The organism is Curvibacter gracilis ATCC BAA-807 (assembly GCF_000518645.1).
In the GTDB taxonomy this organism is placed as follows: Bacteria; Pseudomonadota; Gammaproteobacteria; order Burkholderiales; family Burkholderiaceae_C; genus Curvibacter; species Curvibacter gracilis.
On record NZ_JADZ01000029.1, the window covers coordinates 24,200 to 49,794 of the forward strand.

General features: G+C 64.5%; 25 protein-coding genes and 1 tRNA gene. 9 read left to right on the forward strand and 17 right to left on the reverse strand.

What is annotated here, in order from left to right:
* Positions 1-6: 6 nt before the first annotated feature.
* The 11 genes from nuoF to pnp all read right to left on the reverse strand — a co-directional run bounded on the left by nuoF (position 7) and on the right by pnp (position 9,188).
* Positions 7-1,362, reverse strand: coding sequence for an NADH-quinone oxidoreductase subunit NuoF (gene nuoF / locus L880_RS0120060; protein WP_027477197.1), 1,356 nt, complete (start codon positions 1,360-1,362; stop codon positions 7-9).
* On the reverse strand, positions 1,362-1,850 hold the full coding sequence (gene nuoE, locus L880_RS0120065; RefSeq protein WP_027477198.1) for an NADH-quinone oxidoreductase subunit NuoE: 489 nt from the start codon (positions 1,848-1,850) through the stop codon (positions 1,362-1,364). The genes nuoF and nuoE overlap by 1 nt, the downstream gene beginning before the upstream one ends.
* Positions 1,847-3,100 (reverse strand): NADH-quinone oxidoreductase subunit D, encoded by a 1,254-nt coding sequence (locus tag L880_RS0120070; RefSeq protein ID WP_027477199.1) that lies wholly within the window; start codon positions 3,098-3,100, stop codon positions 1,847-1,849. The genes nuoE and L880_RS0120070 overlap by 4 nt, the downstream gene beginning before the upstream one ends.
* Before the next feature lie 25 nt (positions 3,101-3,125).
* Positions 3,126-3,734, reverse strand: a complete 609-nt coding sequence (locus tag L880_RS0120075; protein WP_019577574.1) for an NADH-quinone oxidoreductase subunit C — start codon at positions 3,732-3,734, stop codon at positions 3,126-3,128.
* A 9-nt stretch (positions 3,735-3,743) separates the two neighbouring features.
* Complete coding sequence (locus L880_RS0120080) at positions 3,744-4,223, reverse strand: NuoB/complex I 20 kDa subunit family protein (RefSeq protein WP_019577575.1); 480 nt, start codon at positions 4,221-4,223, stop codon at positions 3,744-3,746.
* A 27-nt stretch (positions 4,224-4,250) separates the two neighbouring features.
* Positions 4,251-4,610, reverse strand: a complete 360-nt coding sequence (locus tag L880_RS0120085) for an NADH-quinone oxidoreductase subunit A (RefSeq protein WP_019577576.1) — start codon at positions 4,608-4,610, stop codon at positions 4,251-4,253.
* Positions 4,611-4,666: 56 nt separating this feature from the next.
* Positions 4,667-4,751 (reverse strand) — tRNA-Leu (locus L880_RS0120090).
* A gap of 115 nt (positions 4,752-4,866) precedes the next feature.
* Positions 4,867-5,229, reverse strand: coding sequence for a preprotein translocase subunit SecG (gene secG / locus L880_RS0120095; protein ID WP_027477200.1), 363 nt, complete (start codon positions 5,227-5,229; stop codon positions 4,867-4,869).
* 19 nt (positions 5,230-5,248) lie between these two features.
* Positions 5,249-5,998, reverse strand: coding sequence for a triose-phosphate isomerase (gene tpiA / locus L880_RS0120100; protein WP_027477201.1), 750 nt, complete (start codon positions 5,996-5,998; stop codon positions 5,249-5,251).
* Between the two features lie 4 nt (positions 5,999-6,002).
* Positions 6,003-6,989 (reverse strand): NAD(P)H-quinone oxidoreductase, encoded by a 987-nt coding sequence (locus L880_RS0120105; protein WP_027477202.1) that lies wholly within the window; start codon positions 6,987-6,989, stop codon positions 6,003-6,005.
* A gap of 60 nt (positions 6,990-7,049) precedes the next feature.
* Complete coding sequence (gene pnp, locus L880_RS32965) at positions 7,050-9,188, reverse strand: polyribonucleotide nucleotidyltransferase (RefSeq protein ID WP_051443461.1); 2,139 nt, start codon at positions 9,186-9,188, stop codon at positions 7,050-7,052.
* Here pnp and L880_RS35795 point away from each other — a divergent pair.
* Positions 9,187-9,381, forward strand: a complete 195-nt coding sequence (locus tag L880_RS35795; RefSeq protein ID WP_157463001.1) for a hypothetical protein — start codon at positions 9,187-9,189, stop codon at positions 9,379-9,381. The genes pnp and L880_RS35795 overlap by 2 nt on opposite strands.
* Positions 9,382-9,422: 41 nt before the next feature.
* Here the strand turns inward: L880_RS35795 and rpsO are convergent, their stop codons facing one another.
* Together rpsO and L880_RS0120120 are read right to left on the reverse strand one after the other, a co-directional pair.
* Complete coding sequence (rpsO, locus tag L880_RS0120115; RefSeq protein WP_019577581.1) at positions 9,423-9,689, reverse strand: 30S ribosomal protein S15; 267 nt, start codon at positions 9,687-9,689, stop codon at positions 9,423-9,425.
* A gap of 83 nt (positions 9,690-9,772) precedes the next feature.
* Entirely contained in the window at positions 9,773-10,942 is a 1,170-nt protein-coding gene (locus L880_RS0120120) for a pyridoxal phosphate-dependent aminotransferase (protein WP_027477203.1), read from the reverse strand.
* Positions 10,943-11,037: 95 nt separating this feature from the next.
* Here L880_RS0120120 and L880_RS0120125 point away from each other — a divergent pair, with 95 nt between their 5' ends.
* Positions 11,038-11,277, forward strand: coding sequence for a hypothetical protein (locus L880_RS0120125; protein ID WP_027477204.1), 240 nt, complete (start codon positions 11,038-11,040; stop codon positions 11,275-11,277).
* A gap of 9 nt (positions 11,278-11,286) precedes the next feature.
* On the opposite strand, the gene L880_RS0120130 is transcribed toward L880_RS0120125, so the two are convergent.
* Complete coding sequence (locus L880_RS0120130) at positions 11,287-12,576, reverse strand: branched-chain amino acid ABC transporter substrate-binding protein (protein WP_051443456.1); 1,290 nt, start codon at positions 12,574-12,576, stop codon at positions 11,287-11,289.
* Between the two features lie 92 nt (positions 12,577-12,668).
* Between L880_RS0120130 and L880_RS0120135 the strand changes: the two genes are divergently transcribed.
* Positions 12,669-13,064 (forward strand): Hsp20/alpha crystallin family protein, encoded by a 396-nt coding sequence (locus L880_RS0120135; protein WP_027477206.1) that lies wholly within the window; start codon positions 12,669-12,671, stop codon positions 13,062-13,064.
* Between the two features lie 284 nt (positions 13,065-13,348).
* Here L880_RS0120135 and L880_RS0120140 read toward each other — a convergent pair whose 3' ends face one another.
* Positions 13,349-14,011: a helix-turn-helix domain-containing protein gene (locus tag L880_RS0120140; RefSeq protein WP_027477207.1), complete on the reverse strand. Its 663-nt coding sequence runs from the start codon at positions 14,009-14,011 to the stop codon at positions 13,349-13,351.
* Between the two features lie 105 nt (positions 14,012-14,116).
* Positions 14,117-15,208: a tRNA (adenosine(37)-N6)-threonylcarbamoyltransferase complex transferase subunit TsaD gene (tsaD, locus tag L880_RS0120145; RefSeq protein WP_051443457.1), complete on the reverse strand. Its 1,092-nt coding sequence runs from the start codon at positions 15,206-15,208 to the stop codon at positions 14,117-14,119.
* 447 nt (positions 15,209-15,655) lie between these two features.
* Here tsaD and L880_RS0120150 point away from each other — a divergent pair, with 447 nt between their 5' ends.
* The 4 genes from L880_RS0120150 to L880_RS0120165 all read left to right on the forward strand — a co-directional run bounded on the left by L880_RS0120150 (position 15,656) and on the right by L880_RS0120165 (position 20,209).
* Positions 15,656-16,900: a CmpA/NrtA family ABC transporter substrate-binding protein gene (locus tag L880_RS0120150; protein ID WP_027477209.1), complete on the forward strand. Its 1,245-nt coding sequence runs from the start codon at positions 15,656-15,658 to the stop codon at positions 16,898-16,900.
* A 38-nt stretch (positions 16,901-16,938) separates the two neighbouring features.
* Complete coding sequence (ntrB, locus tag L880_RS0120155; protein WP_027477210.1) at positions 16,939-17,862, forward strand: nitrate ABC transporter permease; 924 nt, start codon at positions 16,939-16,941, stop codon at positions 17,860-17,862.
* 38 nt (positions 17,863-17,900) lie between these two features.
* Positions 17,901-18,707, forward strand: a complete 807-nt coding sequence (locus L880_RS0120160; RefSeq protein ID WP_027477211.1) for an ABC transporter ATP-binding protein — start codon at positions 17,901-17,903, stop codon at positions 18,705-18,707.
* Positions 18,708-18,997: 290 nt separating this feature from the next.
* Positions 18,998-20,209, forward strand: coding sequence for an MFS transporter (locus L880_RS0120165; RefSeq protein WP_027477212.1), 1,212 nt, complete (start codon positions 18,998-19,000; stop codon positions 20,207-20,209).
* A gap of 55 nt (positions 20,210-20,264) precedes the next feature.
* Here the strand turns inward: L880_RS0120165 and L880_RS0120170 are convergent, their stop codons facing one another.
* Positions 20,265-22,016: a bifunctional protein-serine/threonine kinase/phosphatase gene (locus tag L880_RS0120170; RefSeq protein WP_027477213.1), complete on the reverse strand. Its 1,752-nt coding sequence runs from the start codon at positions 22,014-22,016 to the stop codon at positions 20,265-20,267.
* 329 nt (positions 22,017-22,345) lie between these two features.
* Between L880_RS0120170 and nirB the strand changes: the two genes are divergently transcribed.
* Positions 22,346-24,778 carry a nitrite reductase large subunit NirB gene (gene nirB, locus L880_RS0120175; protein ID WP_027477214.1) on the forward strand — a complete coding sequence of 811 codons (2,433 nt, stop codon included), beginning with the start codon at positions 22,346-22,348 and terminating at the stop codon, positions 24,776-24,778.
* 24 nt (positions 24,779-24,802) lie between these two features.
* Complete coding sequence (locus L880_RS0120180; protein ID WP_342669183.1) at positions 24,803-25,591, forward strand: type IV pili methyl-accepting chemotaxis transducer N-terminal domain-containing protein; 789 nt, start codon at positions 24,803-24,805, stop codon at positions 25,589-25,591.
* Positions 25,592-25,595: the final 4 nt, after the last annotated feature.

The following is a 25,595-nucleotide window of genomic DNA, read 5'->3' on the forward strand; positions in this document are numbered from 1 at the left end:
TCGCGATCAAGCGTGCGCAGTCTTTTGCGACTTGGCTTGCTCAATCAATGCCTGGAATTCGGGCTTGAAGTGCTTCAGCATGGCCCGCACGGGCATGGCGGCGGCGTCACCCAAGGCGCAGATGGTGCGGCCCTGGATGTTGTCAGCCACCGAGTTCAGCAATTCGAGATCGCCATCGCGACCCTGGCCGTGCCAGATGCGGTCGATCACGCGCCACATCCAACCTGTGCCTTCGCGGCAAGGCGTGCACTGGCCACAGGATTCATGCGAATAGAAGTAGGACAGTCGCAGCAGGCTCTCGACCATGTTGCGCGAGTCATCCATCACGATCACGGCGCCCGAACCCAGCATCGAGCCGGCCTTGGCGATCGAGTCGTAATCCATGGTGCATTCCATGATGATGGACGCAGGCAGCACGGGAGAGGACGAGCCTCCAGGAATCACAGCCTTCAGCTGACGGCCCTTGCGCACGCCACCAGCCAGTTCCAGCAACTTGGCAAACGGCGTGCCCAGCGGAATCTCGTAGTTGCCGGGGCGTTCGACGTCGCCACTGACCGAGAAGATCTTGGTGCCGCCGTTGTTGGGCTTGCCACATTCCAGATAGGCCGCACCGCCGTTGCGGATGATCCAGGGGACCGCAGCAAAGGTTTCGGTGTTGTTGATCGTGGTGGGCTTGCCGTACAGGCCGAAGCTGGCCGGGAACGGTGGCTTGAAACGGGGCTGGCCTTTCTTGCCTTCGAGCGATTCGAGCAAGGCGGTTTCTTCGCCGCAGATGTAGGCGCCAAAGCCGTGGGCGGCATGCAGCTGGAAGCTGAAGGCGCTGCCCATGATGTTGTTGCCCAGGTAACCCGCAGCACGGGCTTCTTCGAGGGCCTCTTCGAAGCGCTCGTAGGTCTGGAAGATCTCGCCGTGGATGTAGTTGTAACCCACCGAGATGCCCATGGCATAGGCGGCGATGATCATGCCTTCAATCACGATGTGCGGATTGAATTGCAGGATGTCACGGTCTTTGCAAGTACCCGGCTCACCTTCGTCCGAATTGCAGACGAGGTATTTTTGGCCAGGGAACTGGCGCGGCATGAAGCTCCACTTCAGGCCGGTCGGGAAACCCGCACCGCCACGACCACGCAGGCCGGACTCCTTGACCGTGGCAATCACCTGGTCCTGGGTCAGGCCTTCGCCGCCGTCTTGAGCCAGGATCTTGCGCAGAGCCTGGTAGCCGCCACGGGCTTCGTAATCCTTGATGCTCCAGTTGCTGCCATTCAGGCCGGCATAGATCTGCGGGCCGATATGACGGTCATGGAAGCAGGTCTCGACACCGGTGGCCTGGAACTGGGAAAGAATGCTTTGAGCGGAGGCCATCACTTCACCTCGGCAGCGCGCAGGCCGTCCACCAGTTGATCGAGCTTGTCGTTGCTCATGAAACTGCACATGGTGCGGTCATTCACCAGCATCACCGGCGAATCGGCGCAAGCGCCCAGGCATTCACATTGCTGAAGTGTGAACAGGCCGTCCGGGGTGGTTTCACCCATGGCGATGCCCAGCTTTTGCTCCAGGTGGTGCAAGGCCTTGTACCCGTCTCGCAGCTGGCACGGCAGGTTGGTGCAGACGTTGAGCTTGTACTTGCCCACCGGCTGCTGGTTGTACATGTTGTAGAAGGTGGTGACTTCGTGCACCGCGATCACGGGCATCTCCAGCACCTCAGCGATGACTTTTTCACTGTCTTCACTGACGTAGCCCTGCTCTTGCTGAACGATAGACAGGCAAGCCATCACTGCCGACTGCTTTTGATCAGCGGGATACTTGGCAACTTCACGGGCAAAACGAGCCCTGGTCGAATCAGAGATCATCGATCAATCTCTCCAAACACAATGTCCATGGTGCCAATGATGGCCACCGCATCCGCCAGCATGTGGCCGCGGGCCATTTCGTCCAGGGTTGCCAGATGGGCAAAACCCGGGGCGCGGATCTTGAGGCGATAGGGCTTGTTCGCGCCATCGCTCACCAGATAAATACCGAACTCACCCTTGGGGTGCTCCACGGCAGCGTAGGCCTCGCCTTCGGGCACATGGAAGCCTTCGGTGAAGAGCTTGAAGTGGTGGATCAGCTCTTCCATGCTCGACTTCATGGCCTCACGGGCCGGCGGAGCCACCTTGTGGTTGTCCGTGATCACCGGGCCTGGGTTGGCACGCAGCCAATCCACGCATTGCTTGATGATCTTGTTGGACTCGCGCATTTCAGCGACACGCACAAGATAGCGGTCGTAGCTGTCACCGGTCTTACCCACCGGGATGTCGAAGTCGACGCGGTCGTAGACGTCGTAGGGCTGCGTCTTGCGCAGATCCCAGGCAAAACCAGAGCCACGCAGCATCGGGCCGGTCATGCCGAGGTTCAGGGCACGCTCAGGCTCGACCACGCCGATGCCCACGGTACGCTGTTTCCAGATGCGGTTTTCGGTCAGCAGGTTTTCGTACTCGTCCACGCACTTCGGGAAGCGACGCGTGAAGTCGTCAATGAAGTCAAGCATCGAACCCTGGCGGTTCTGATTGAGTTCGGCCAAGGCCTTGGCGTTCTTGATCTTGCTGACCTTGTACTGCGGCATCGTGTCCGGCAGGTCGCGGTAGACGCCACCCGGGCGGAAGTACGCCGCATGCATGCGCGCGCCCGACACGGCTTCATACATGTCGAACAGATCTTCACGTTCACGGAAGGTGTAGATCAGGATGGTCGAGCTGCCGATGTCGTTACCGTGCGAACCCAGCCACATCAGGTGGTTCAGCAGGCGGGTGATCTCGGAGAACATCACACGGATGTACTGTGCACGAACCGGCACTTCCAGACCCAGCAGCTTTTCGATGGCCAGGCAGTAGGCATGCTCGTTGCTCATCATCGACACGTAATCCAGTCGGTCCATGTAGGGCAGCGACTGGATGAAGGTCTTGTGTTCGGCCAGCTTTTCAGTGGCACGGTGCAGCAGACCGATGTGAGGATCAGCGCGTTGAACGACTTCGCCGTCCAACTCCAGCACCAGGCGCAGAACGCCGTGGGCTGCCGGGTGTTGAGGCCCGAAGTTCAGAGTGTAATTTTTGATTTCAGCCATGATGCATCACACAAGGCAGAGCGCCTCAGTGCAGGCCTCCATACTTGTCTTCACGAATGATGCGGGGCGTGATTTCCCGCGGCTCGATGGTGACGGGCTCGTACACCACACGGCGGCGTTCTGCGTCGTAGCGCATCTCGACATGGCCGGAAATCGGGAAATCCTTGCGGAAGGGGTGACCGATGAAGCCGTAGTCCGTCAGGATGCGACGAAGGTCGTTGTGCCCTTCGAAGACGATGCCGTACAGGTCGAAGGCTTCGCGCTCGTACCAGTTGGCAGAGTTCCAGATGTCGGCGACCGAGACCACCTGCGGCGCATCGTCGTCTGGGCAGAAGACCCGCACGCGCACACGCTGGTTCAGACTGACCGACAGCAGGTGGCTGACGACGCCGTAACGCAGACCATCCCAAGTGCCATCACCATAGGTGGAGTAGTCCACACCGCACAGGTCAACCAATTGTTCAAAGCGGCAGGTGGGCGCATCACGCAGGATCTGCATGGCCGCCAGGTAGTCGGCAGCAGCCACCTCGATGGTGACCTCATCCAACGCCACAACCGCGGTTTTGATCTTGTCACCCAAGGCGGCAACAATCGCGTCCTTCAAGGCTTCTGCCTGGATTGCAATCTGTGTCATGGTGCTATCTCAAACCCGAGCGATCGTGTTGGTGCGGCGGATTTTTTGCTGCAGCTGCATGATCCCGTAGATCAAGGCTTCTGCCGTCGGCGGGCAGCCAGGCACGTAGACATCCACCGGCACAATGCGGTCGCAACCGCGCACCACGGAGTAGCTGTAGTGGTAGTAGCCGCCGCCGTTGGCACAGGAACCCATGGAGAGCACCCAGCGCGGCTCGCTCATCTGGTCATACACCTTGCGCAAGGCCGGAGCCATTTTGTTGCAAAGCGTACCGGCCACGATCATCAAATCACTTTGACGCGGACTGGCGCGGAACACCTCGGCACCAAAACGGCCGATGTCGTAACGCGCAGCCGCTGCGTGCATCATTTCGACCGCGCAGCAGGCCAACCCGAAGGTCATGGGCCACAGCGACCCCGTCTTTGCCCAGTTCACCACCGCGTCGTAGCTGGTGGTGACAAAGCCTTCTTTCATGACACCTTCAATCATTGCATGCGTCCTTGTTGATGCTTTCGCTCATTCCCAATCCAGCGCGCCTTTTTTCCACGCGTAGATGAAGCCCACGAGCAGATCGATGAGGAACACCACCCCGGTCCAGAAGCCGCCCGAGCCGGTGTCGGTCAGAGACACCGCCCAGGGGACGAGGAAGGCAATTTCGAGGTCGAAGAGAATGAAGAGGATGGCCACGAGGTAGTAGCGCACGTCAAACTTCATGCGCGCGTCTTCAAACGCTTCGAAACCACACTCGTAAGGGGAGTTTTTGGCCGGATCAGGCCGATTCGGGCCAAGGAGGTAGCCCAGCGCCTGAGGGATCACCCCAACGCCTAGACCAACCAGAATGAACAAGAGAACGGGGAGGTATTGATCGAGGTTCATCTGGAGGATTTCATCACCGCAATCCTTCCTGTGAATTACAGGAAGGATTTTTATTTTGGTGCCGTCGGCGAGACTCGAACTCGCACAGCTTTCGCCACTACCCCCTCAAGATAGCGTGTCTACCAATTTCACCACGACGGCGGGATGTTGCTGCTCGGATGGCATGAGGACCTTGCGGTTTTGGCTTTCCGAACAGAAGTCAATTCTACCCGGAAAAACCCACCCCTCTTGGGTTGCCGGGCAGAAAATCAAGAGCTCATTTGGTCGGAATTGCAGCCGCGCCCTTGGCCGGTTCGGCCGGCGCAGCAGGCGCAGCCGCAGGGGCGGCCGGCGTCACGACAGCAGCCCCCTCAAGCACGCTGCCCGAGCTGGCTGCCGGACGCAGATTGCCGAAATAGGCCAGCGCCAGCGTGCAGACAAAGAAGACCGCTGCCAGCACAGCCGTGGTGCGCGACAGGAAGTTGGCACTGCCACTGGCACCAAACAGACTGCCCGAGCCGCCACTGCCAAAGGCCGCACCCATGTCGGCGCCCTTGCCATGCTGAATCAGAATCAAACCGATCATGCCCAAGGCTGCCAGCATCTGTACCGCCAGGATGATGGTGGTGATGATGTTCATAAAAACTCCAGATAAAAAATCAAACGGCCAACGCCGATGCGGCAGCCACGATGGTCAGGAAATCAGGCGCCTTCAATGAGGCCCCGCCGATCAGGCCGCCGTCGATGTCCGGCTGAGCCAGCAATTCAGCCGCATTGGCCGCATTCATGCTGCCGCCGTACAGCAGCTTGACCCGGTCTGCACGCGGCGTGGCCGCCTGCAGTTGAGCACGCAACACCGCGTGCACCGCCTGCGCCTGCTCGGGCGTCGCGGTGCGACCCGTGCCGATGGCCCACACCGGCTCATAGGCCACCACGATCTCACTGATGCAATGGCCATTGAGGTGGATCACAGCTGCCAACTGGCGCTTGACCACCAACTCAGTCTCACCCGCCTCACGCTGTGCCAGCGTCTCACCGACACAGACGATCGGCACCAGGCCGGCAGCCAGTGCGCGTTGCGCCTTGCGTGCCACCAGTTCGTCGCTTTCGGCGTGGTATTGACGACGTTCGGAATGCCCCACGATCACGTAGTGCACACCCAGATCACGCAGCATGCCAGCCGACACCTCGCCGGTGTAGGCACCCGACTCGTGGGCCGACAGGTCTTGCGCACCCAGGGCCACCGTGCCACGCAACGCGGCCACCTGCGCCAGATAAGGAGCCGGCACGCACACCGCCACCTCCGCGGCCGCATCAGCCACACCAGCGGCCACAGCACGCACCAGGGCGTCATTGGCAGCCAGGCTGCCATTCATTTTCCAGTTGCCGGCAATCAGCTTCTTTTTCATGAATTCACCAGGTCAAAACAATTTTTCCGACATGCTGACCAGACTCCATCAGCGCATGCGCCTGGGCAGCCTGCTCAGCAGGGAAGGTAGCAAAAATGATGGGGGCAATCTCACGGCGCGCCAGCACGGGCCAGACCTGCTCACGCAAAGCACGGGCAATGGCCGCCTTGAACGCCACAGGACGGGGACGCAGGGTCGAGCCCGTGATGGTCAGACGCTTGCGCAGCACCATGCCGGCATTGAACTCGGCCTTCACCCCACCTTGCACGGCAATGATCACGATCCGGCCATCTTCCGCCAGGCACTCGACCTCGCGGGCCACATAGGCCCCGGCCACCATGTCCAACACCACATCCACACCGCGGCCATTCGTGAGTTCCTTGCAGACCTGCACGAAATCCTGGGTCTTGTAGTTGATCGCATGGTCGGCACCCAGCTTCAGGCAGGCCGCGCATTTGTCATCACTGCCCGCCGTCACGATGACGCGGGCCCCACGGGCCTTGGCCAACTGGATGGCCGTGACGCCGATGCCGCTGGTGCCCCCCTGGATCAACAGGGTCTCACCCGCCTGCAAGCGGCCACGATCAAAGACATTGCTCCACACGGTGAAGAAGGTCTCGGGCAAAGAGGCTGCCTCGACAGCCGTCCAGCCCTCAGGCACCGGCAGGCACTGACCCACAGGTGCTACGCACAACTCGGCGTAACCCCCACCGGCCACCAGTGCACACACCGCATCACCAACCCGAAAGCCCGCTTCGGCCATGGCCACCGGATCACCGGCGACCACCACCCCGGCCACTTCCAGCCCGGGAATGTCCGAGGCACCCGGCGGCACCGGGTAATTGCCGGTGCGCTGCAGCACATCAGGACGGTTGATCCCGCTGGCCGCAACGCGGATCAGCAGCTCACCCTCACCCGCAACAGGCTCGGGACGCTCTGCAGGCTGCAACACCTCCGGAGCACCGTAGGTGGTGATTTCAATGGCTTTCATGAGACCTCTCACCGAAGACCACCCGCCAGCCCAGCTGGCGGACAGCCCTCGCAACCGGGATTACTGTTGCTGTTGTTGCTGCTGGGGAGCAGCTTCACCATGCGCAGGACGATCGGCCAGTGCCTTCATGGACAGCTTGACGCGGCCCTTGTCGTCGGTTTCGAGAACCTTGACGCGCACGATCTGACCTTCGGACAGGAAGTCGGTGACCTTTTCAACGCGCTGGTGGGCGATCTGGCTGATGTGCAGCAGACCGTCCTTGCCAGGCAGCAGGTTGATCAGGGCGCCGAAGTCCAGGATCTTGGTGACCGGGCCTTCGTAGATCTTGCCGATCTCGACTTCGGCCGTGATCTGCTCGATGCGACGCTTGGCTTCATCAGCCTTGGCGCCGTCGGTGGCGGCGATGGTGATGGTGCCATCTTCCTCGATGTTGATCTGGGTGCCGGTTTCTTCGGTCAGCGCACGGATGGTGGCGCCGCCCTTGCCGATCACGTCACGGATCTTCTCGGGGTTGATCTTCATGGTGAAGAGCTTGGGAGCGAAGTTCGACACTTCGGTCTTGGCCTCACCCATCGCTTCTTGCATCTTGCCCAGGATGTGCAGGCGGGCTTCCTTGGCTTGCGCCAGGGCCACTTGCATGATTTCCTTGGTGATGCCCTGGATCTTGATGTCCATCTGCAAGGCGGTGATGCCGTTGGTGGTACCGGCCACCTTGAAGTCCATGTCACCCAGGTGATCTTCATCGCCCAGGATGTCGGTCAGCACGGCGAAGCGGTTGGCGTCCTTGATCAGACCCATGGCGATGCCAGCCACATGGGCCTTCATCGGCACGCCGGCATCCATCAGCGACAGGCAGCCGCCACAGACCGAAGCCATCGACGACGAGCCGTTCGACTCGGTGATTTCAGACACCACACGCATGGTGTACGGGAACTCTTCCTTGGTCGGCAGGACCGCGACCAGGGCGCGCTTGGCCAGACGGCCGTGGCCGATTTCGCGGCGCTTGGTGCTGCCCATGCGGCCCACTTCGCCGGTGGCAAAGGGAGGCATGTTGTAGTGCAGCATGAAGCGGTCTTCGTACTCGCCAGCCAGGGCGTCGATGCGCTGGGCATCGCGCTCGGTGCCCAGAGTGGCCACGACCAGCGCCTGGGTTTCGCCACGCGTGAACAGGGCCGAGCCGTGGGTGCGGGGCAGCACCGAGTTGCGGATTTCGATCGGGCGCACCGTGCGGGTGTCGCGGCCGTCGATGCGGGGCTCACCCGCCAGGATCTGGCCGCGCACGATGCGGGCTTCGATCTCGAACAGCAGGCCTTCGACCTTGACGCTGTCGAACTCCACGCCTTCGGCCTTCAGGCCGGCCATCACGGCAGCGTAGGCTTCGCGGCAGGCCTGGGTACGGGCTTGCTTGTTGCGGATCTGGTAGGCGGCGCGCAGGGCTTCTTCAGCCAGGGCGTTGACCTTGGCGATCAGCGGCTCGTCCTTGGCCGGGGCTTCCCATTGCCAGACCGGCTTGCCGGCTTCGCGCACCAACTCATGGATGGCGTTGATGGCGATGTTGCCTTGCTCATGACCGAACACCACGGCGCCCAGCATGATGTCTTCGGACAGTTGTTGCGCTTCGGATTCGACCATCAGCACGGCCGACTCGGTACCCGCCACCACCAGATCCAGCTGGCTGTTCTTGCGCTGGGTCTGACCCGGGTTCAGCACGTATTCACCGTTGATGTAACCCACGCGGGCGGCACCGATCGGGCCGTTGAACGGGATGCCCGACACGGCCAGAGCGGCCGAGGTGCCGATCATGGCGGCGATGTCGGCGTCCACTTCGGGGTTCAGCGACACGGTGTGGATCACCACGTGCACTTCATTGAAGAAACCTTCGGGGAACAGCGGGCGGATCGGGCGATCGATCAGGCGGCTGGTCAAGGTTTCGAGTTCGCTCGGCTTGGCTTCGCGCTTGAAGAAGCTGCCCGGGATCTTGCCGGCGGCGTAGGCCTTCTCGATGTAGTCGACGGTCAGGGGGAAGAAATCCTGGCCGGGCTTGGCCGACTTGGAGGCCACCACGGTGGCCAGCACCACGGTGTCGTCGATGTTCACCAGCACGGCGCCGGTGGCTTGACGGGCGATTTCACCCGTTTCCAGGGTGACGGTGTGCTGACCCCACTGGAAGGTCTTGGTGACTTTGTTGAAAATGCTCATGTTCAGCTCCTGCTGCTTGACCGGCCGCGAGGCCAGCCTCATCGCCACCCACCCCGGGTGGCAAGGGACAGTTGAAAACCCGGAACACGATGCCATTCCAGAAGACCCGGCGAGCCCGAGGGCCGACCCTTTTGGAATGACACAGCGCGCATCCCTGCTTTCAGCTGTGGAAAAACAAAAAACAAACGCCTGAGCTAGTGAACTAACTCAGGCGTCCAGCATTCGTTGCTCGAATTACTTGCGCAGACCCAGCTTGGCGATCAGTGCGGTGTAACGATCAGCGTCCTTGCCCTTCAGGTAGTCGAGCAGCTTGCGACGGCGGCTCACCATGCGCAGCAGACCACGGCGACCGTGGTGATCCTTGGCATGGGTCTTGAAGTGAGGGGTCAGTTCGTTGATGCGGGCGGTCAGGATGGCGACCTGAACTTCCGGGCTACCTGTGTCGTTGGCGCTGCGTGCATTGGCCTTGACAACTTCGGCCTTGATTTCGGATGCGATCATTTTTGTTCCTTTGAATATTTGACTTGCGCTGACTGCCGGAAATGCGGCCAGCGTGCTGCCTTGCAAAACGCAAAGCCTTGAAATTATAGCCCGAGCCAACGACGAAGGCGAATCACCCCTTCGTCCAGGCGATTCAGATCACGCGAGGCGAAGCACCAGCGCAGCCAGCCGTCGGCCTCCGGGGCAAAGGCGCTGCCCGGCGCCAGCCCCAGCCCGGCCTCGGCCACCAGGCGCTTGGCCACCGCCAGCGAATCGTCATGCCCCTGCAGCCGGAAGAAGGCGTACATGCCGCCCGCGGCCGAGGCCACCTGCACCCCAGGCAGCGCCTGCAGCTGCGGCACCAGGCGATCCCGGCAGGCTTTCAAGTGCGCCACCACCCGTGGGGTGATGCTGCCGCCCTCACGCAAGGCGGCCAGGCCCGCGCGCTGGGTGAAGACCGAGGCGCACGAGGTGTTGAACTCGATCAGCTTGCCCATGGAGGCCAGCATCGAAGGCGGCATGACCAGCCAGCCCAGGCGCCAGCCCGTCATCAGAAAGCTCTTGGAGAAGCTGTGCGCCACCACCAGGCGATCCTCGGGCTCCGCCAGGTCGAGGAAGCTGGGCGCACAGCCCTTGGCCGAGGGCTCGTAATAGAGCCGCTCATACACCTCGTCGGCCAGGATCCAGGTGCCGGTGCGGCGGCAATGCGCCAGGATCTGCGACTGCTCTTCGGCACTCAGCGTCCAGCCTGTGGGGTTGTTGGGCGCGTTCACGATCAGCAGTCGGGTGGCCGGCGTGATGGCGGCCAGCAACTCCGGCAGGTCCAGGCGCCAGGCCCCCTGATCAGCCCCTTGCGCCACCGGCTTGAGCGACACCGTCTTCACCACGCCGCCCATGATGGCGGGCTGGGCCAGCAGATTGGGCCAGACCGGGGTCACGGCCACCACCTCGTCGCCGGACTCCACCAGGGCCTGGATGGCCAGCATCAAGGCATTCACCCCACCCGACGTGACCGCAATGCGCTCCGACACCACCGGCCGGTGCAGGGCACTGGTGTAGTCGGCCAGCGCCTGGCGCAGCTCGGGCAGGCCCAGGTTGTGGGCATAGAAGGTCTCACCCTGGGCGATCGAATCGATGGCGGCCTGGCGCACGGCTTCAGGCGTGACCTCGTCACTCTCGCCAAACCAGAAGGCCAACACATCGGCCCGGCCCATGCCGGCATTGGCCACTTCGCGGATTTTCGATTCTTCAAGCTGGAGGATGGCGGGTCGCATTCGGGGGTCCTGTAGTTGCACAGCGCAACGCGATTGAACAAGAGTCGCATGGTAGCGGAGCCTGCCGCCCCGCACACCCTCGACCGGAGCCTTTCATGCCCACCCGCCTCACCCGTCGCCAAGCCCTGCTCGGGCTGAGCACCCTGCTCAGCACTGCAGCGCCCCAGGCTTTCGCCGCATCAGGCGCCAAATCCAAGAGCCCCAAAAGCCGGGGGCGCAGCAAGCCTGCTGCGCCCTCCGGCTCTGAAGAAAGCCGCGCCGACCGGGACCGCCGCCTCAGCCGCGAATGCCGAGGCCGTGCCAATGCCGGCGCCTGCCTGGGCTACGCCCAGTGAATTCCCCCCTCAGGGGCGCTGCATGCGACAGGTGGTCGCCATCTCGGCCTTGCTGGCCGGAATCTGGCGGATCACCTTGAAGCCATAGCCTGAGCCTTCGACGTCAAATCGAACTCCAGGCTGACCCTGCTTTTCCATCACACCCACCACCAGGGCTTGCTGGAACTGGTGGTCGCTGGCCCGCACCGTGCCCGACTGGCCGTGCAAGGACACGCTGCTGCCCTCCAGCTTCGCCGCGACGGCGGCCGCCTCGGTCGAACCGGCCTTTTCAATGGCCTGAGCCAAGGCCTCGACCATCAACTGCATGCGCATGTGCACATAGTCATCGGCAGGCTTGGGAAAGCGCTGGCGGAAGGCCTGGTAGAAGGCCTCGCTCTGGGCACCCGGCACGTTGGGCAACCAATCGGCCACGGCCACCACCCGACCCAGGCCGGCGTCACCGATGGCTGCCGGCGCGCCCAGCGCGTTGCCGTAGTAGGTGAAGAACCGCCCTTCGTAACCCACCTCGCGCGCTGCCTTGATCAACAGCGTCAGGTCATTGCCCCAATTGCCGGTGATCACGGCCTGCGCGCCGCTGGCCTTGATCTTGACCGCGTACGGCGCGAAGTCCTTCACCCGCCCCAGGGGGTGCAGCTCCTCGCCCGCCACCTGCACATCCGGGCGTTGCTCACCCAGCTGGCGACGCGCCTCCTTGAGCACGGCCTGACCAAAACTGTAGTCCTGCCCGATCAGGTAGACGCTCTTGACCGCGCGATCCTCCCGGATCACCTCCATCAAGGCGGCCATGCGCATGTCGGCATGGGCGTCGAAACGGAAGTGCCAATAGCTGCATCGCTCATTGGTCAGCGCCGGATCGACCGCCGAGTAGTTCAGGAACAACACCCGGCGCGCCGGATCGCGCTCGTTGTGCTTGTTGATGGCGTCCAGCAGCACCGCCGCCGTGGCCGAGGAATTGCCCTGCAACACCACCCGTGCGCCATCGTCGATGGCCGAGCGCAGGGCCGACAAGGCCTCTTCGTTCTGCCCCTTGCTGTCGTAACGGTCCAGCTGCAGCGGGCGAGCCCCGCCAGCCGCCGCGGGCAGATGCACCCCGCCCCGGGCATTGACACGCTCCACCGCCCACAGGATGTTGCGATAGACCGCTTCGCCGGCATTGGCAAACGGGCCGCTCAGCCCTTCGATCAGCGCCACCCGGATCGGGCCGGACGCGCTGGCCGCCTGCGCCGACGCCCACGGCAAAGCCGCTGCAGATAACGTCGACAAAGCCCTTTTCAAGAGGGACCTGCGCAGATATTCCATGAAGAAAAATCCTTGAAAAAAAGCCGCCGGATCGCACCTGTGATCCAAGCGGCACTCAGTTCGAGAGCCGCGCAGTGTAAAGGACTTGCACCATGATCTTCGCCCCCGTGATTCGCTCCTCCGCCCACCTCAACGGCCTGCGTGCCATGGACCGAGGCCTCGAAAGATTCCTGGCCCAGACCCTGCACCAGCAAGCCCAACGCCAACAGGCCAGCACCCAGTCGATCGAAGAAACCGAGCAGGGTTACAAGCTCCAACTCGACGTGCCCGGCCTGAGCCGCGAGCAACTCCAGGTGGACATCGAAGGCCGCGTGGTGCGCATCGAAAGCACGGCCGACGCGGCTCGTCGCTACCGCTGGGCCTTCGAGCTGCCGCAGGAGCTCGATGCCGCCGCCAGCGCGGCCCAGCTGGTCAACGGCGTGCTCACCCTGCAGCTCGGCAAAAAGGCGCCCCCGCAGCCGCAAGGCACCCGCATCACCATCTCCTGATGGCTTCATCACCGCCCCGCTCCAAGGCCCGTCAAGGGCCTTTTTTCTGCCGCTCATGACGAAGTGGTCCAGGCGTCTTCCCGCATGGAGGCCATGTCAGTTTCATCGCTTGCAGCAATACGCGCGCAGACCTCAATCACCCCTGGTATTTCAAGCACTTCGGTAGCAAGAAACACCTTTCGCGCGAAGCAAGTGACCGACCAATCTCCAGAAAATGAAAAACCCCGCAGACCCTGAGGTGCTGCGGGGCAAAGACCAGCCAAGGCCGGTCGGGGAGGAAGCGGTCAGGAGCTGGTGACAGGCCGGGCGTCTGCCGCCGCGGCCGGGCTGGCGTCGCCCTCGTGGAGCAACTCACCCAGGAGTTTGGGCAGGTCGGTGACCAGGTTGGGCTTGTAGACCAGGGGAATGTCACGCAGCGCAAAGGCGTAGGGGCGGCGCTGCTCTTCGTCGAGCGAGGTGACCACCACCAATTGGCTTCGGTTCAGCTCCGGGTGGGCGCGCAGGCTGGTCAGCAGCGTGGCCCCGTCGATGCCCGGCAGCAAGAGGTCCAGCAGCAGCACATCGGGCTGCAACTGCCCATACATGGCGAGGCCCACGATGCCATCGTCGGCCAAATGCAGCGATACCTCGGGGAAGTGCTGCTGCATCATCAGCGACACCAGGTTCTGGTAGTGGGCCGAATCCTCGATGAACAACACCCGGCGCGGGTTGGCCGGACTGCCACGCTGGCTGCCCCGGCGGCCGGCGCGGCGGTTGGCCAGCCAGCGGTCCACCGACACCCGGGAGATCCGTCGGTGCCCGCCGGGCGTTTTCCAGGCTTCCAGCTCGCCACGGTCCACCATCATCTGGACCGAGCGCACTGCCATGCCCAATTCACGAGCCACCTCGATCGTGGTGCAGTGCTCACCAGACGGAGGGACGGAGGAAAAGTTGTTTTCGAAGCTCATGAATCAATTCTACCGAATTTGCCGAATAAATTGTCAAGTTCAACAAAGTGATAGTTGAAAAAATTAGTTTTTCAAGACCCACTAGCACACTGGGGCTCTGCCGGCTCAGGTGTCAATGGCATCCAGCGGCCAGCGCGGGCGCACATCAAAGCTGTAGTCCCGCCCCGCCTCGGCGCGACCGGACTGCAGGCGCATGGCGGCCGCCATGGCGATCATGGCGCCGTTGTCGGTGCACAGGTGCAGCTCGGGGTAGTGCACACGCACCCGGGCCACCAGACAGGCGGCATTCAGACGCTGCCGCAGTTCGCGGTTGGCTCCGACGCCGCCTGCCACCACCAGACGGCGCAGGCCGGTCTGGCGCAAGGCCGCCATCGACTTCTTCAACAGCACTTCGACAATGGCGGCCTGGGTGCTGGCCGCCAGATCGGGCTTGCGCGACTCCAGCGCGTCGCCCAGCTTGCGGGCCTGGGTCAGCACCGCGGTCTTCAGCCCCGCGAACGAGAAGTCGAGATCGCCGCTGTGCAGCAAAGGCCTGGGCAGCTTGAAGGCGGCCGGGTCGCCCGCCTCGGCCAGGCGCGACAGGGCCGGCCCACCCGGGTAGCCCAGGCCCATGAGCTTGGCCGATTTGTCAAAGGCCTCGCCGGCGGCATCGTCAATGGTCTCGCCCAGGATCTGGTAGTCGCCCACCGCGTCCACCCGCATCAGCTGGGTGTGCCCGCCCGACACCAGCAAGGCCACAAAGGGGAACTCCGGCGGATCGGCACTGAGAAACGGCGACAGCAGGTGGCCCTCCAGGTGATGCACACCCAACACCGGCCGGCCCAGGGCCGCCCCGAGCGCGCAAGCCACGCCCGAGCCCACCAGCAAGGCCCCGGCCAGGCCGGGCCCGCGCGTGTAGGCCACCACATCCACCTCGGCCAGACTGCGCCCTGCGGCCGCCAGCACTTGGGTTGCCAACGGCAACACGCGCCGGATGTGGTCCCGGCTGGCCAGCTCTGGCACCACCCCGCCATAGGCCTGGTGCATCTCGATCTGGCTGTGCAGGGCATGCGCCTCCAGACGCGGCACGCCCTGGCCGTTGGCATGCACCAGGGCCACCCCCGTCTCATCACAGGAAGACTCGATGCCCAGCACCAGGCCGGGTGCCCGGCCTGGGGTGTGATCAGCAAAAGAGGGGGTGGAAGAGGTCACGGACATGGGCAGACGGTTCATCATCGGTGCCGAAGTGTAGGCCCTGACGGCCTCGCCTGATCGACAGGCCGCCCATGCCCCCACCCCTGCGGGGCCTCCGAACGCGCATCGGCGATCGGCAGATTGGTGCATCGCACAAAAGCAGTGCAGCGCCCCGTCCCAGGGCCTGCCCTGCGCACCAAGCCCGAACCGCGCGCACCGGCATGCGTCACAGCCAGCCTTACCAGCCCCTGTTCTGGCTACCGTCACGGCCATTTATGTCTGGCATGCCCTTTGCTTGACAGGTGCATGACCCCAACGGGTCAAACAACATGTCAGACCCAAAGGCGGGCCTGACGCGTTGCCAGGACAAAGGCGTCCCCACCACGGCAGGCCCATCGGGCCCAGTCGCTGCGTGAGGACGCCTTTTTTGCTTTGTACGTTCCGAATGACTTCAGCTTCAAGGAGTAGCCCATGTCCGACCTGTTGAACACCCGCCTGAGCCGGCGCGCCGTGCTGCAAACCGCTGCCGTGGCCGCCACCGGCCTGTCCCCGGCCCTGCGCTCGGTCGTCTACGCCGGCGGCTCCGACAAGCCCGAGAAGGAAGAGGTGAAGATCGGCTTCATCCCCCTCACCGACTGCGCCAGCGTGGTCATGGCCTCGGTGCTGGGCTTCGACAAGAAGTACGGGGTGAAGATCATCCCCAGCAAGGAAGCCAGCTGGGCCGGCGTGCGCGACAAGCTGGTCAATGGCGAATTGGACTTTGCCCATGTGCTCTATGGCCTGGTCTACGGCGTGCACCTGGGCCTGGGCGGCCCCAAGAAGGACATGGCCGTGCTGATGACCCTGAACAACAACGGCCAGGCCATCACCCTGTCCAAGAAGCTGGCCGACAAAGGCGCCGTCGACGCGGCCAGCCTGGCCAAGCTGATGGCCAGCGACAAACGCGAATACACCTTTGCCCAGACCTTTCCCACCGGCACCCATGCCATGTGGCTGTACTACTGGCTGGCCTCGGCCGGCATCAACCCGCTGCAGGACGCCAAGGTCATCACCGTGCCCCCGCCCCAGATGGTGGCCAACATGCGCGTGGGCAACATGGACGGCTTCTGCGTGGGTGAGCCCTGGGGCCACCGCGCCATCATGGACGGCATCGGCATCACCGGCGTCACCACCCAGGACATCTGGAAGGACCACCCCGAGAAGGTGCTGGGCACCACCGCCGAGTTCACCAAGAAGTACCCCAACACCTCGCGCGCCGTGATGATGGCCATCCTCGAGGCCAGCCAGTGGATCGATGCCAGCCTGCAGAACAAGCTGAAGATGGCCGAGACCATTGCCGACAAGTCTTACGTCAACACCGGTGTGGACGCCATCAACCAGCGCATCCTGGGCCGCTACCAGAACGGCCTGGGCAAGACCTGGGACGACCCCAACCACATGAAGTTCTTCAACGACGGCGCGGTCAACTTCCCCTACCTGTCCGACGGCATGTGGTTCCTGACCCAGCACAAGCGCTGGGGCCTGCTCAAGGAGCACCCCGATTACCTGGCCGTGGCCAAGCAGATCAACCAGATCGAGCTCTACAAGCAGGCCGCCGGGGCCCTGAAGATCAATGTGCCCAAAGACCCCATGCGCACCAGCAAGCTGATCGATGGCGTGGTCTGGGACGGCAAGGACCCCAAGAAATACGCCGAATCCTTCAAGGTTCACGCCTGATCCGCCACTGAGCCCCAACCACCCATCAGGAGCCCGCCATGGTCAGTGCCGTCTTTCACAACCCCGTCGAACTACCCGCCACCCCCCAGGTGCCCACGCCCAAGCCTGCTGCCTCGATCGCCCCAGCCCCCATGACAAAAGCCGCCCCCGCCGCCCCGCGCCCTGCCCGCCTGCCGTTTGACTGGCGCGCCTTCTGGCTGCGCGTGCTGCCCCCGGTTTTCGGGCTGGGCCTGATGCTGGGCCTGTGGGCCATCGTGTCGATCACCACCGCCAGTGCCATCCCCTCGCCGGCCGATACCTTCAAGCAGGCCCTGGAGGTGTTCAGCGACCCCTTCTACAGCAAGGGCCCCAACGACCAGGGCGTGGGCTGGAACGTGCTGTTCTCGCTCAAGCGCGTGGCCATGGGCTTCGGCCTGGCCGCGCTGGTGGGCATCCCGGCGGGTTTTCTGATCGGGCGCTTCGAGTTCCTCTCGCGCATGTTCAACCCCTTGATCAGCCTGCTGCGCCCGGTGTCGCCACTGGCCTGGCTGCCCATCGGCCTGCTGGTCTTCAAGGGGGCCAACCCGGCCGCCATCTGGACCATCTTCATCTGCTCGATCTGGCCCATGATCATCAACACCGCCGTGGGCGTGCAGCGCGTGCCCCAGGACTACATGAACGTGGCCCGCGTGCTCAAGCTGTCGGAGTGGAAGATCTTCACCAAGATCCTGTTCCCCTCGGTGCTGCCCTACATGCTCACCGGCGTGCGCCTGGCCGTGGGCACGGCCTGGCTGGTGATCGTGGCGGCCGAGATGCTGACCGGCGGCGTGGGCATCGGCTTCTGGGTCTGGGACGAGTGGAACAACCTCAACGTCAAGAACATCATCATCGCCATCTTCGTGATCGGCGGCGTGGGCCTGCTGCTGGAGTACGCCCTGATCCGCATCGCCACGGCCTTCACCTTCGAAGAAGTCAAGAGCTGAACCGCACCCTGCCCTGCCCCACCACCAAGGAACACGCCATGAACACCGCCAAGTACATCGAGATCCAGGGTGTCGAACAGACCTTCCGCACCGCCAAGGGGGCCTTCCCCGCCCTGCGTGACATCCACCTCACCATCGCCAAGGGCGAGTTCGTGGCCCTCATCGGCCACAGCGGCTGCGGCAAGTCCACCCTGCTGAACCTGATCGCCGGGCTGACCTCGCCCACCCAGGGCGCCATGCTCTGCGCCAACCGCGAAATCAAGGGCCCTGGCCCGGAGCGGGCGGTGGTGTTCCAGAACCACTCCCTGCTGCCCTGGCTCACCTGCCACGAGAACATCCACCTGGCGGTGGAGCGCGTCTTTGGCAACCGCGAAAGCAAGGCCCAGCTCAAGGCCCGCACCGAGGCGGCCCTGGCCCTGGTCGGGCTGACCGCCGCCGCACAAAAGCGCCCGGGTGAAATCTCGGGCGGCATGAAGCAGCGCGTGGGCATTGCCCGGGCCCTGTCGATGGAGCCCCAGGTGCTGCTGATGGACGAGCCCTTTGGCGCCCTCGACGCCCTCACCCGCGCCAAGCTGCAGGACGAGTTGCTGGAGATCGTGGCCCAGACCCAGGCCACCGTGGTCATGGTGACCCACGATGTGGATGAGGCCGTGCTGTTGTCCGACAAGATCGTGATGATGACCAACGGCCCGGCGGCCACCATCGGCGAGGTGCTGAGCGTCGACCTGCCCCGCCCCCGCTCGCGCGTGGCCCTGGCTGAAAGCACCCAGTACCTGGCTTACCGCAAGGCCGTGATCGACTTCCTGTACACCCGCCAGGCCCACGTCGAAAAAACGGCCGCCTGACCCAGGCCCCCTCCCCCAAGCGCCCCTCACGGCCCTGCGCCGTCGAGGGGCGTTTTTCTTCCTCGGGCCAGCGCGTGCACCAAAGCCATGCAAAAACACCGTGTTTTGGCGGCATGGAGTTTGCTTCACCCTGGGCATCGGCCCCCCGGGGCCGTTGGGGCCCCAAGGTGTGACGATGCACCCGGCCCCACAGGACACAGGCGTCCCCACAGCGGGCTTCTCACCAGAAGCGGGCTGATGCGGACGCCTTTTTTGTTTTCCGGAACGCCTTCGGGCCCGCAAAGACACCCATGTTCAATTTCCGAGACTTCCACCGCTCAGGTCACAGCCCCACGCTCTGGTCGGCCTTTCTGTACTTTGGCTTTTCCTTTGCCATCTGGTCCATCAACGGCGCCATGGCCCCCTTCATCACCGAGGCCTTGCAGCTCAGCCCCACCCAGAAGGGCCTGATGCTGTCCATCCCGATCTTTGCCGGGGCCTTCATGCGCTTTCCACTGGGTCTGATGGCCCAGTACATCGGGCGCAAGAACGCCACCCTGGTCGAGATGGGCGGCATCAGCCTGAGCATGGCCTACGGCTACTTCTTCGTGCAGAGCTTCAACGACCTGCTGGCCATGGGCGTGCTGCTGGGGGTGGCCGGCGCCAGCTTCGGCGTGGCCATGTCGCTGGGCTCGGGCTCGTTCCCGCCCCGCTACAAGGGCCTGGCCATGGGCATCGTGGGCGCCGGCAATGTGGGCACGGCCTTCGCGGCCCTGCTGGCCCCGGTGCTGGCCCAGAACTTCGGTTGGCAGACGGTGTATGGCATCGCGGCCCTCAGCGTGGCCATCCCGGCGGCGGTGATGGTGGTCTTTGCCAAGGAGCCGGCCGACCTGTCGCCCCACACCACGCTGCGCGAGCACCTGTCGTGCCTGTACGAGAAGGACGGCTGGGCCTTCAGCCTGATCTATGCCGTCACCTTCGGTGGCTTCGTGGGCCTGTCGGCCTTTCTGCCCAGCTATTTCTACGAACAATTCGGGGTCAGCAAGGTTCAGGCTGGCCAGCTCACCATGCTCGCTGCCTTCCTGGGCGCAGCACTGCGGGTCATGGGGGGCTGGCTGTCTGATCTTTGGGGGGGCGTGAACACGCTCACCGGCGTGCTGGTCGTCACCGCCGCCTGCCTGCTGCTGTGCGGCTTTGCGCAGGGCTCGCTGCCGGTCACGGTGCTGCTGTTCCTGATCTGCTTCTCGGCCCTGGGCGCGGGCAATGGCGCGCTGTTCCAGCTGGTGCCCCTGCGCTGGCCGCTGACCACCGCGGTGGCGGGCTCCATGATCGGCGAGTTGGGTGCACTGGGGGGTGGCCTGGTGCCCAATCTGATGGGCATCTCCAAGCAATACACCGGCTCGTACCTGCTCGGCTTCGCCTGCTTTGCGGCCTGCGCCGTCGGGGTGCTGCTGCTGTTGCGTGTGATGCAGATCCGCTGGACCCGCACCTGGGCCGAAAAAGGCGGGCGGGCCCGCCACTGACATCCACCACTGACATCCGCCACCGAGGCCCAGCAGCCCCGAGGCCCCGCCGAACTCAGCGGGGCAGGAAGAGCAGGCAGTAAACCAGCGCCGCGTTGAACAGCGCACTGACCACCAAGGCGATCTTCCAGACCGCCGTCGGGTCGCGCTGGATCAAGGGCGTGGCCACCGGCGCACTCAAGGGGCGCGACGCGCCGCGCTCCAGCGCCAGCAGCATCTCCTCGGCCGTCTCGAAGCGCTGCGCGCGCTGCCGCGCCACGGCCTTCAGGGCCACGTGGTCAAGCCAGATCGGCACCAGCGGGTTGTGCCGGCTGGGGGGCTGCGGATCGCGGTGATAACGCCCGCTCTGGTAAGGCAAGACCTCGCCATAGGGCAAGCGGCCCAGGCTGAGCAACTGGTACAGCGTCACGCCCAGCGCATACAGATCGCTGCCGGCATCGGGCGCTTGCGCCTTCAGGCCGGCCGGGCCCGGCCCATGCCCGGCCCATTGCTCGGGGTTCATGTAGCTGGGCGTGCCGGCATGCAGTTCGCGCGTGGCGGCTGGCTCACGCCCGCTCAGGGCCACGCCCAGGTCCAGCAGGCGCAGCACGCCGTCTTCACCCAGGTGCAGGTTGTCGGGCTTCACATCGCGGTGCACCACCCCTTGCCGGTGCAACACGGCCAGCGTGCGCAAGGCCTGGGTGACCAGGTTCAGCACCTGGGGCAGCGGCAGCGCCGGCTGACGCCGCAGCAAGGCCCCCAGGGTCTCGCCGTCGTACCAGTCGTACAACAGGTAGAAGCCGCTGGCCGCGGCCGGGCCCTGCGGCGGCCAGTCGTTGAGCCGGGCCAGGTGGCCCGCCGCGCTGCCCCCCTGCATGCGGCGCGCCACCCAGGCCTCGTGGGCCAGGGTCTGGCGCTCCTCGGGGTCGTGCGCACGCTGGGGGTGCAGCGACTTCAGCGCATAGCGCCGCTGCGTCAGCGGATCACGCACCTGGTAGAGACGGTGGATGCCGCTGTCGGCCGCCAGCGCCAGCACCTCCAGCCCATCCACCATGTCACCCACCTTCAGCAAGGGCAGCACGGGTTGCTGCAGGGCATGGCGGGCCTCGTCCTGCAGCGTTCCTTCCAGCGCCCCCTGCACCCGCACCACGGCGGCCGTCAGGTTGTCGTCGCTGCCGCTGCGCAGGGCCGCCTTGACCAGGGCTTCGCTCAAGGCCTGGGGCGCCAGGCCCTGCGCCAGCAGGCCCAGGATGTCACGCCCCGGCAGGCTGCCATGCACCCCGTCGGACAGCAGCACAAAGGTGTCGCCACTTTGCAGGTCGCCCTGGCTGTAGTCGACCAGCAGGCGCTCATCCAGCCCCACGGCCCGGGTCAGCTGGTGGGCCAAGTCGGTGTGCGGCATCACATGATCGACCGTCAGCTGCTGCATCTCGCCACCACGCACCAGATAGGCCCGGGTGTCGCCGACATGGGCCACGGTGTAGGTCTGCCCGCGCAGCACCAGGGCGGTGAGCGTGGTCAGGCCCAGCGCCGGCTGCCGGCGCCGGTTGATGCCCGCCAGCCAGGCGTTCTGGGCGCTGATGACGCGGTCCAGGGCCACCGTGGTGTCCCAGGTTTCGGGGGTGCCGAAATAGTCGCGCACCAGCGTGGTCACCGTGGTCTGGGCCGCCTCGCGGCCAAAGCCCCCGGTACTCACGCCGTCGGCAATCGCCGCGATGGCGCCACGGCCGCGCTCCAGGCCCTGGCCGACGACCAGGGCCGCGAAATCCTCGTTCTCGGACTTGCGCCCAGGCAGCGAGACAAAACCAAATTCGAGATCAAAGCTCATGCACCAGTGGAAAGCAGTTTCCATGCCCGAAGCTGGTGCACCCCGCCCGACCGATCCGGGCCCCAGGGGTGATGCACCGCACCAATTTCGAGCGCCACCCGAGGCATCGGCGCCAGCGCGGCCCCCACAGGCTGGCACGGCCATTGCTTGAAATCCTCAACGGCCCCCGGGCCGCCGGAGGGATCCCGTGCAAAGGCGCACCGGATCCCCCGGGACGAAGGCGTCCCCACATGCTGTCTCGAACCCTCGAGAACGCATCGTGTGGACGCCTTTTTTGTTTTCCGGCCCGACTGGCATGCCAGTGCGGCCCCAAGCGACGGAGCATGACGATGAAAAAACTCAAGCTGGTGATGGTCGGCAATGGCATGGCCGGTGTGCGCACGATCGAAGAACTGCTGAAGATCGATCCCTCGCTGTACGAGATCACGATCTTCGGCGCCGAGCCGCACCCCAACTACAACCGCATCCTGCTGTCGCCCGTGCTGGCGGGCGAGCAGACGCTGGAGGAGATCGTCCTCAACCCCTACGACTGGTACCGCGACAACGACATCACCCTGCACACCGGCAAGAAGGTGGTGCAGATCGATCGCATCCGTCGCGTGGTCCGGGCCGACGATGGCACCGAGGCGGCCTACGACCGCCTGCTGCTGTGCACCGGCTCCAATCCATTCATGCTGCCGGTGCCCGGCAAGGACCTGCAGGGCGTGATCGCCTACCGCGACATCAACGACACCAACACCATGATCGAAACCGCCACCACGCACCGCCATGCCGTGGTCATCGGCGGCGGCCTGCTGGGTCTGGAGGCGGCCAACGGCCTGATGCTGCGCGGCATGAGCGTGACGGTGGTGCATGTGAACGCCTGGCTGATGGAGCGCCAGCTCGATGACGTGGCCGGCCGGATGCTGCAGAAATCGCTGGAAGAACGCGGCTTGCAATTCCGCATCGGCGCGCAAACCCAGGAACTGGTCGGCGGCGAAGACGGCCGCGTGAAGGCCGTGCGTTTCAAGGATGGCACCGAGGTGCCCGCCGACCTGGTGGTGATGGCGGTGGGCATCCGACCGAACACCGGACTGGCCGAACAGGCCGGCCTGCTGGTGAACCGCGGCATCGTGGTCAACGACACGATGCAGACCGTGACCGACCCACGCATCTGGTCGGTGGGCGAGTGCGCCGCGCACCGCGGCACCGCCTATGGCCTGGTGGCCCCCTTGTTCGAGCAGGCCAAGGTGGCGGCCAACCACCTGGCCGAGTTCGGCATTGCGCGCTACCAGGGTTCACTCACCTCCACCAAGCTCAAGGTCACGGGCATCGACCTGTTCTCGGCAGGCGAGTTCATGGGCGGCGAAGGCACCGAGGAGATCGTCATGAGTGACCCCTACGCCGGGGTCTACAAAAAGCTGGTCATCCAGAACGACAAGCTGATCGGCGCCTGCCTGTACGGCGACACCGTGGACGGCAGCTGGTACTTCAAGCTGTTGCGCGACGGCCGCAGCGTGGCCGACATCCGCGACAAACTGATGTTCGGCGAATCCAACATCGGCGACGTGGGCCACGAAGGCCACAGCAAGGCCGCCGCCATGCCCGAAGAGGCCGAGGTCTGCGGCTGCAACGGCGTCAGCAAAGGCGCCATCTGCAAGGCCATCAAGGACAAGGGCCTGTTCACACTGGAGGAGGTGCGCAAGCACACCAAGGCCAGCGCCAGCTGCGGCTCCTGCACCGGCCTGGTCGAGCAATTGCTCATGTTCACGGCCGGCGGCGACTACTCGGCCACCCCCAAGACCAAAGCCATGTGCAGTTGCACCGAGCACGGCCACCAGGCCGTGCGCGAGGCCATCGTGAAGCACAAGCTGCTGACGATCGCCGAGGTGTTCCGCTTCATGGACTGGAAGACCCCCAATGGCTGCGCCAGCTGCCGCCCGGCGGTCAACTACTACCTGATCAGCAGCTGGCCCAAGGAGGCCCGCGACGATCCGCAAAGCCGCTTCATCAACGAGCGCAGCCACGCCAACATCCAGAAGGACGGCACCTACAGCGTGATCCCGCGCATGTGGGGCGGCGAGACCACGGCCGATGAGCTGCGCCGCATCGCCGATGTGGTGGACAAATACAAGATCCCCACCGTCAAGGTCACCGGGGGCCAGCGCATCGACCTGCTGGGGGTGAAAAAGGAAGACCTGGTCAACGTCTGGAAAGACATCGGCATGCCCAGCGGCCATGCCTACGCCAAGGCCCTGCGCACCGTGAAGACCTGCGTGGGCAGCGAGTGGTGCCGCATGGGCACCCAGGACAGCACCCAGATGGGCAAGGACCTGGAGCGCGCCATGTGGCGCATGTACGCCCCGCACAAGGTCAAGTTCGCGGTCTCGGGCTGTCCGCGCAATTGTGCCGAGGCCGGCATCAAGGACGTGGGCATCATCGGCGTCGACAGCGGCTGGGAGATGTACATCGCCGGCAACGGGGGCATCAAGACCGAGGTGGCGCATTTCTTCACCAAGCTCAAGACCGCTGCCGAGGTGCTCGAGTACACCGGTGCCTTCATGCAGCTCTACCGCGAGGAAGGCTGGTACCTGGAACGCACCGTGCACTACGTGGCCCGGGTCGGTCTGGACCATGTGAAAAAGCGCATCCTGGACGATGCCGCCGGTCGCCTGGCCCTGTGGGAGCGGCTGCAGTTTGCCCTGGACGGTGAGCCCGACCCCTGGTTCGAGTTCGATCGCGCCGAGGTGGACACCCGTCAGTTCAGCGCGCTCAAGGCCTGAGCACCCGGCCGGAGACACGAACGGATGAACACCATGGGTCTGCAACGCCGACACCTGCTGGGGCTGGCCGCCTGCTGGGCGGGCACCGCCTGGGCTCAAGCCGATCTGGCCGATGCCATCAACATGGCAGGGCGCCAGCGCATGCTGTCGCAACGCATGGTCAAGGCCTGGCTGGCCCTGGCCGCCCAGGCGCCCACACCGACAGCACAGCAGGTGCTGAGCCAGTCGATGGCGCTGTTCGAGCGCCAGCACGAGCAACTCAAGGCCTATGCACCCAGCACGCCGATCCGCAACACCTATGCGGCCCTGGACCCGGCCTGGCAGGCCCTGCGTGAAGGGCTGTCCGCCGCCCCCAGCCAGGCCCGGGCCGCCGCGCTGCTGCAAGCCGATGCCCAGGTCCTCAGCCTGGCCCAGCAAGGCACGACCCAGCTCGAAGCCACCTCCACCCGCCCCGCCGGCCCCCTGGTCAACCTGGCCGGGCGCCAGCGCATGTTGTCGCAGCGGCTGGCCAAGCTCTACCTGGCCGGCGTGCTGCAGATCGACCCAGCCACCGTGGCCACCGAGATGGCCCGGGCGCGCAGCGATTTCCTGCAGGCGCAGGAGACGCTGCGCAAGGCGCCCGAAACCAGTGCCCGCATCACAGACGAACTGGCGCTGGCCGACGGCCAGTGGGTGTTCTTTGATGCCGCACTGAAAAAGATGAGCTCGGCCACCCCCGGCAGCAAACCGTTGTCGGAGGTGTTCGTGGCCAGCGAAAACCTGCTCTCGGTGATGGACCGCATCACCGGGTTGTATGCGGCCCTCAAGGCCTGAATGG

Bases quoted from the DNA above. Each gene is read 5' to 3' on its own strand.
- nuoF (WP_027477197.1), bottom strand. From the start codon at position 1,362: ATGGCCTCCGCTCAAAGCATTCTTTCCCAGTTCCAGGCCACCGGTGTC.
- nuoE (WP_027477198.1), bottom strand. From the start codon at position 1,850: ATGATCTCTGATTCGACCAGGGCTCGTTTTGCCCGTGAAGTTGCCAAG.
- L880_RS0120070 (WP_027477199.1), bottom strand. From the start codon at position 3,100: ATGGCTGAAATCAAAAATTACACTCTGAACTTCGGGCCTCAACACCCG.
- L880_RS0120075 (WP_019577574.1), bottom strand. From the start codon at position 3,734: ATGACACAGATTGCAATCCAGGCAGAAGCCTTGAAGGACGCGATTGTT.
- L880_RS0120080 (WP_019577575.1), bottom strand. From the start codon at position 4,223: ATGATTGAAGGTGTCATGAAAGAAGGCTTTGTCACCACCAGCTACGAC.
- L880_RS0120085 (WP_019577576.1), bottom strand. From the start codon at position 4,610: ATGAACCTCGATCAATACCTCCCCGTTCTCTTGTTCATTCTGGTTGGT.
- secG (WP_027477200.1), bottom strand. From the start codon at position 5,229: ATGAACATCATCACCACCATCATCCTGGCGGTACAGATGCTGGCAGCC.
- tpiA (WP_027477201.1), bottom strand. From the start codon at position 5,998: ATGAAAAAGAAGCTGATTGCCGGCAACTGGAAAATGAATGGCAGCCTG.
- L880_RS0120105 (WP_027477202.1), bottom strand. From the start codon at position 6,989: ATGAAAGCCATTGAAATCACCACCTACGGTGCTCCGGAGGTGTTGCAG.
- L880_RS35795 (WP_157463001.1), top strand. From the start codon at position 9,187: ATGTTCAGCTCCTGCTGCTTGACCGGCCGCGAGGCCAGCCTCATCGCC.
- pnp (WP_051443461.1), bottom strand. From the start codon at position 9,188: ATGAGCATTTTCAACAAAGTCACCAAGACCTTCCAGTGGGGTCAGCAC.
- rpsO (WP_019577581.1), bottom strand. From the start codon at position 9,689: ATGATCGCATCCGAAATCAAGGCCGAAGTTGTCAAGGCCAATGCACGC.
- L880_RS0120120 (WP_027477203.1), bottom strand. From the start codon at position 10,942: ATGCGACCCGCCATCCTCCAGCTTGAAGAATCGAAAATCCGCGAAGTG.
- L880_RS0120125 (WP_027477204.1), top strand. From the start codon at position 11,038: ATGCCCACCCGCCTCACCCGTCGCCAAGCCCTGCTCGGGCTGAGCACC.
- L880_RS0120130 (WP_051443456.1), bottom strand. From the start codon at position 12,576: ATGGAATATCTGCGCAGGTCCCTCTTGAAAAGGGCTTTGTCGACGTTA.
- L880_RS0120135 (WP_027477206.1), top strand. From the start codon at position 12,669: ATGATCTTCGCCCCCGTGATTCGCTCCTCCGCCCACCTCAACGGCCTG.
- L880_RS0120140 (WP_027477207.1), bottom strand. From the start codon at position 14,011: ATGAGCTTCGAAAACAACTTTTCCTCCGTCCCTCCGTCTGGTGAGCAC.
- tsaD (WP_051443457.1), bottom strand. From the start codon at position 15,208: ATGTCCGTGACCTCTTCCACCCCCTCTTTTGCTGATCACACCCCAGGC.
- L880_RS0120150 (WP_027477209.1), top strand. From the start codon at position 15,656: ATGTCCGACCTGTTGAACACCCGCCTGAGCCGGCGCGCCGTGCTGCAA.
- ntrB (WP_027477210.1), top strand. From the start codon at position 16,939: ATGGTCAGTGCCGTCTTTCACAACCCCGTCGAACTACCCGCCACCCCC.
- L880_RS0120160 (WP_027477211.1), top strand. From the start codon at position 17,901: ATGAACACCGCCAAGTACATCGAGATCCAGGGTGTCGAACAGACCTTC.
- L880_RS0120165 (WP_027477212.1), top strand. From the start codon at position 18,998: ATGTTCAATTTCCGAGACTTCCACCGCTCAGGTCACAGCCCCACGCTC.
- L880_RS0120170 (WP_027477213.1), bottom strand. From the start codon at position 22,016: ATGAGCTTTGATCTCGAATTTGGTTTTGTCTCGCTGCCTGGGCGCAAG.
- nirB (WP_027477214.1), top strand. From the start codon at position 22,346: ATGAAAAAACTCAAGCTGGTGATGGTCGGCAATGGCATGGCCGGTGTG.
- L880_RS0120180 (WP_342669183.1), top strand. From the start codon at position 24,803: ATGAACACCATGGGTCTGCAACGCCGACACCTGCTGGGGCTGGCCGCC.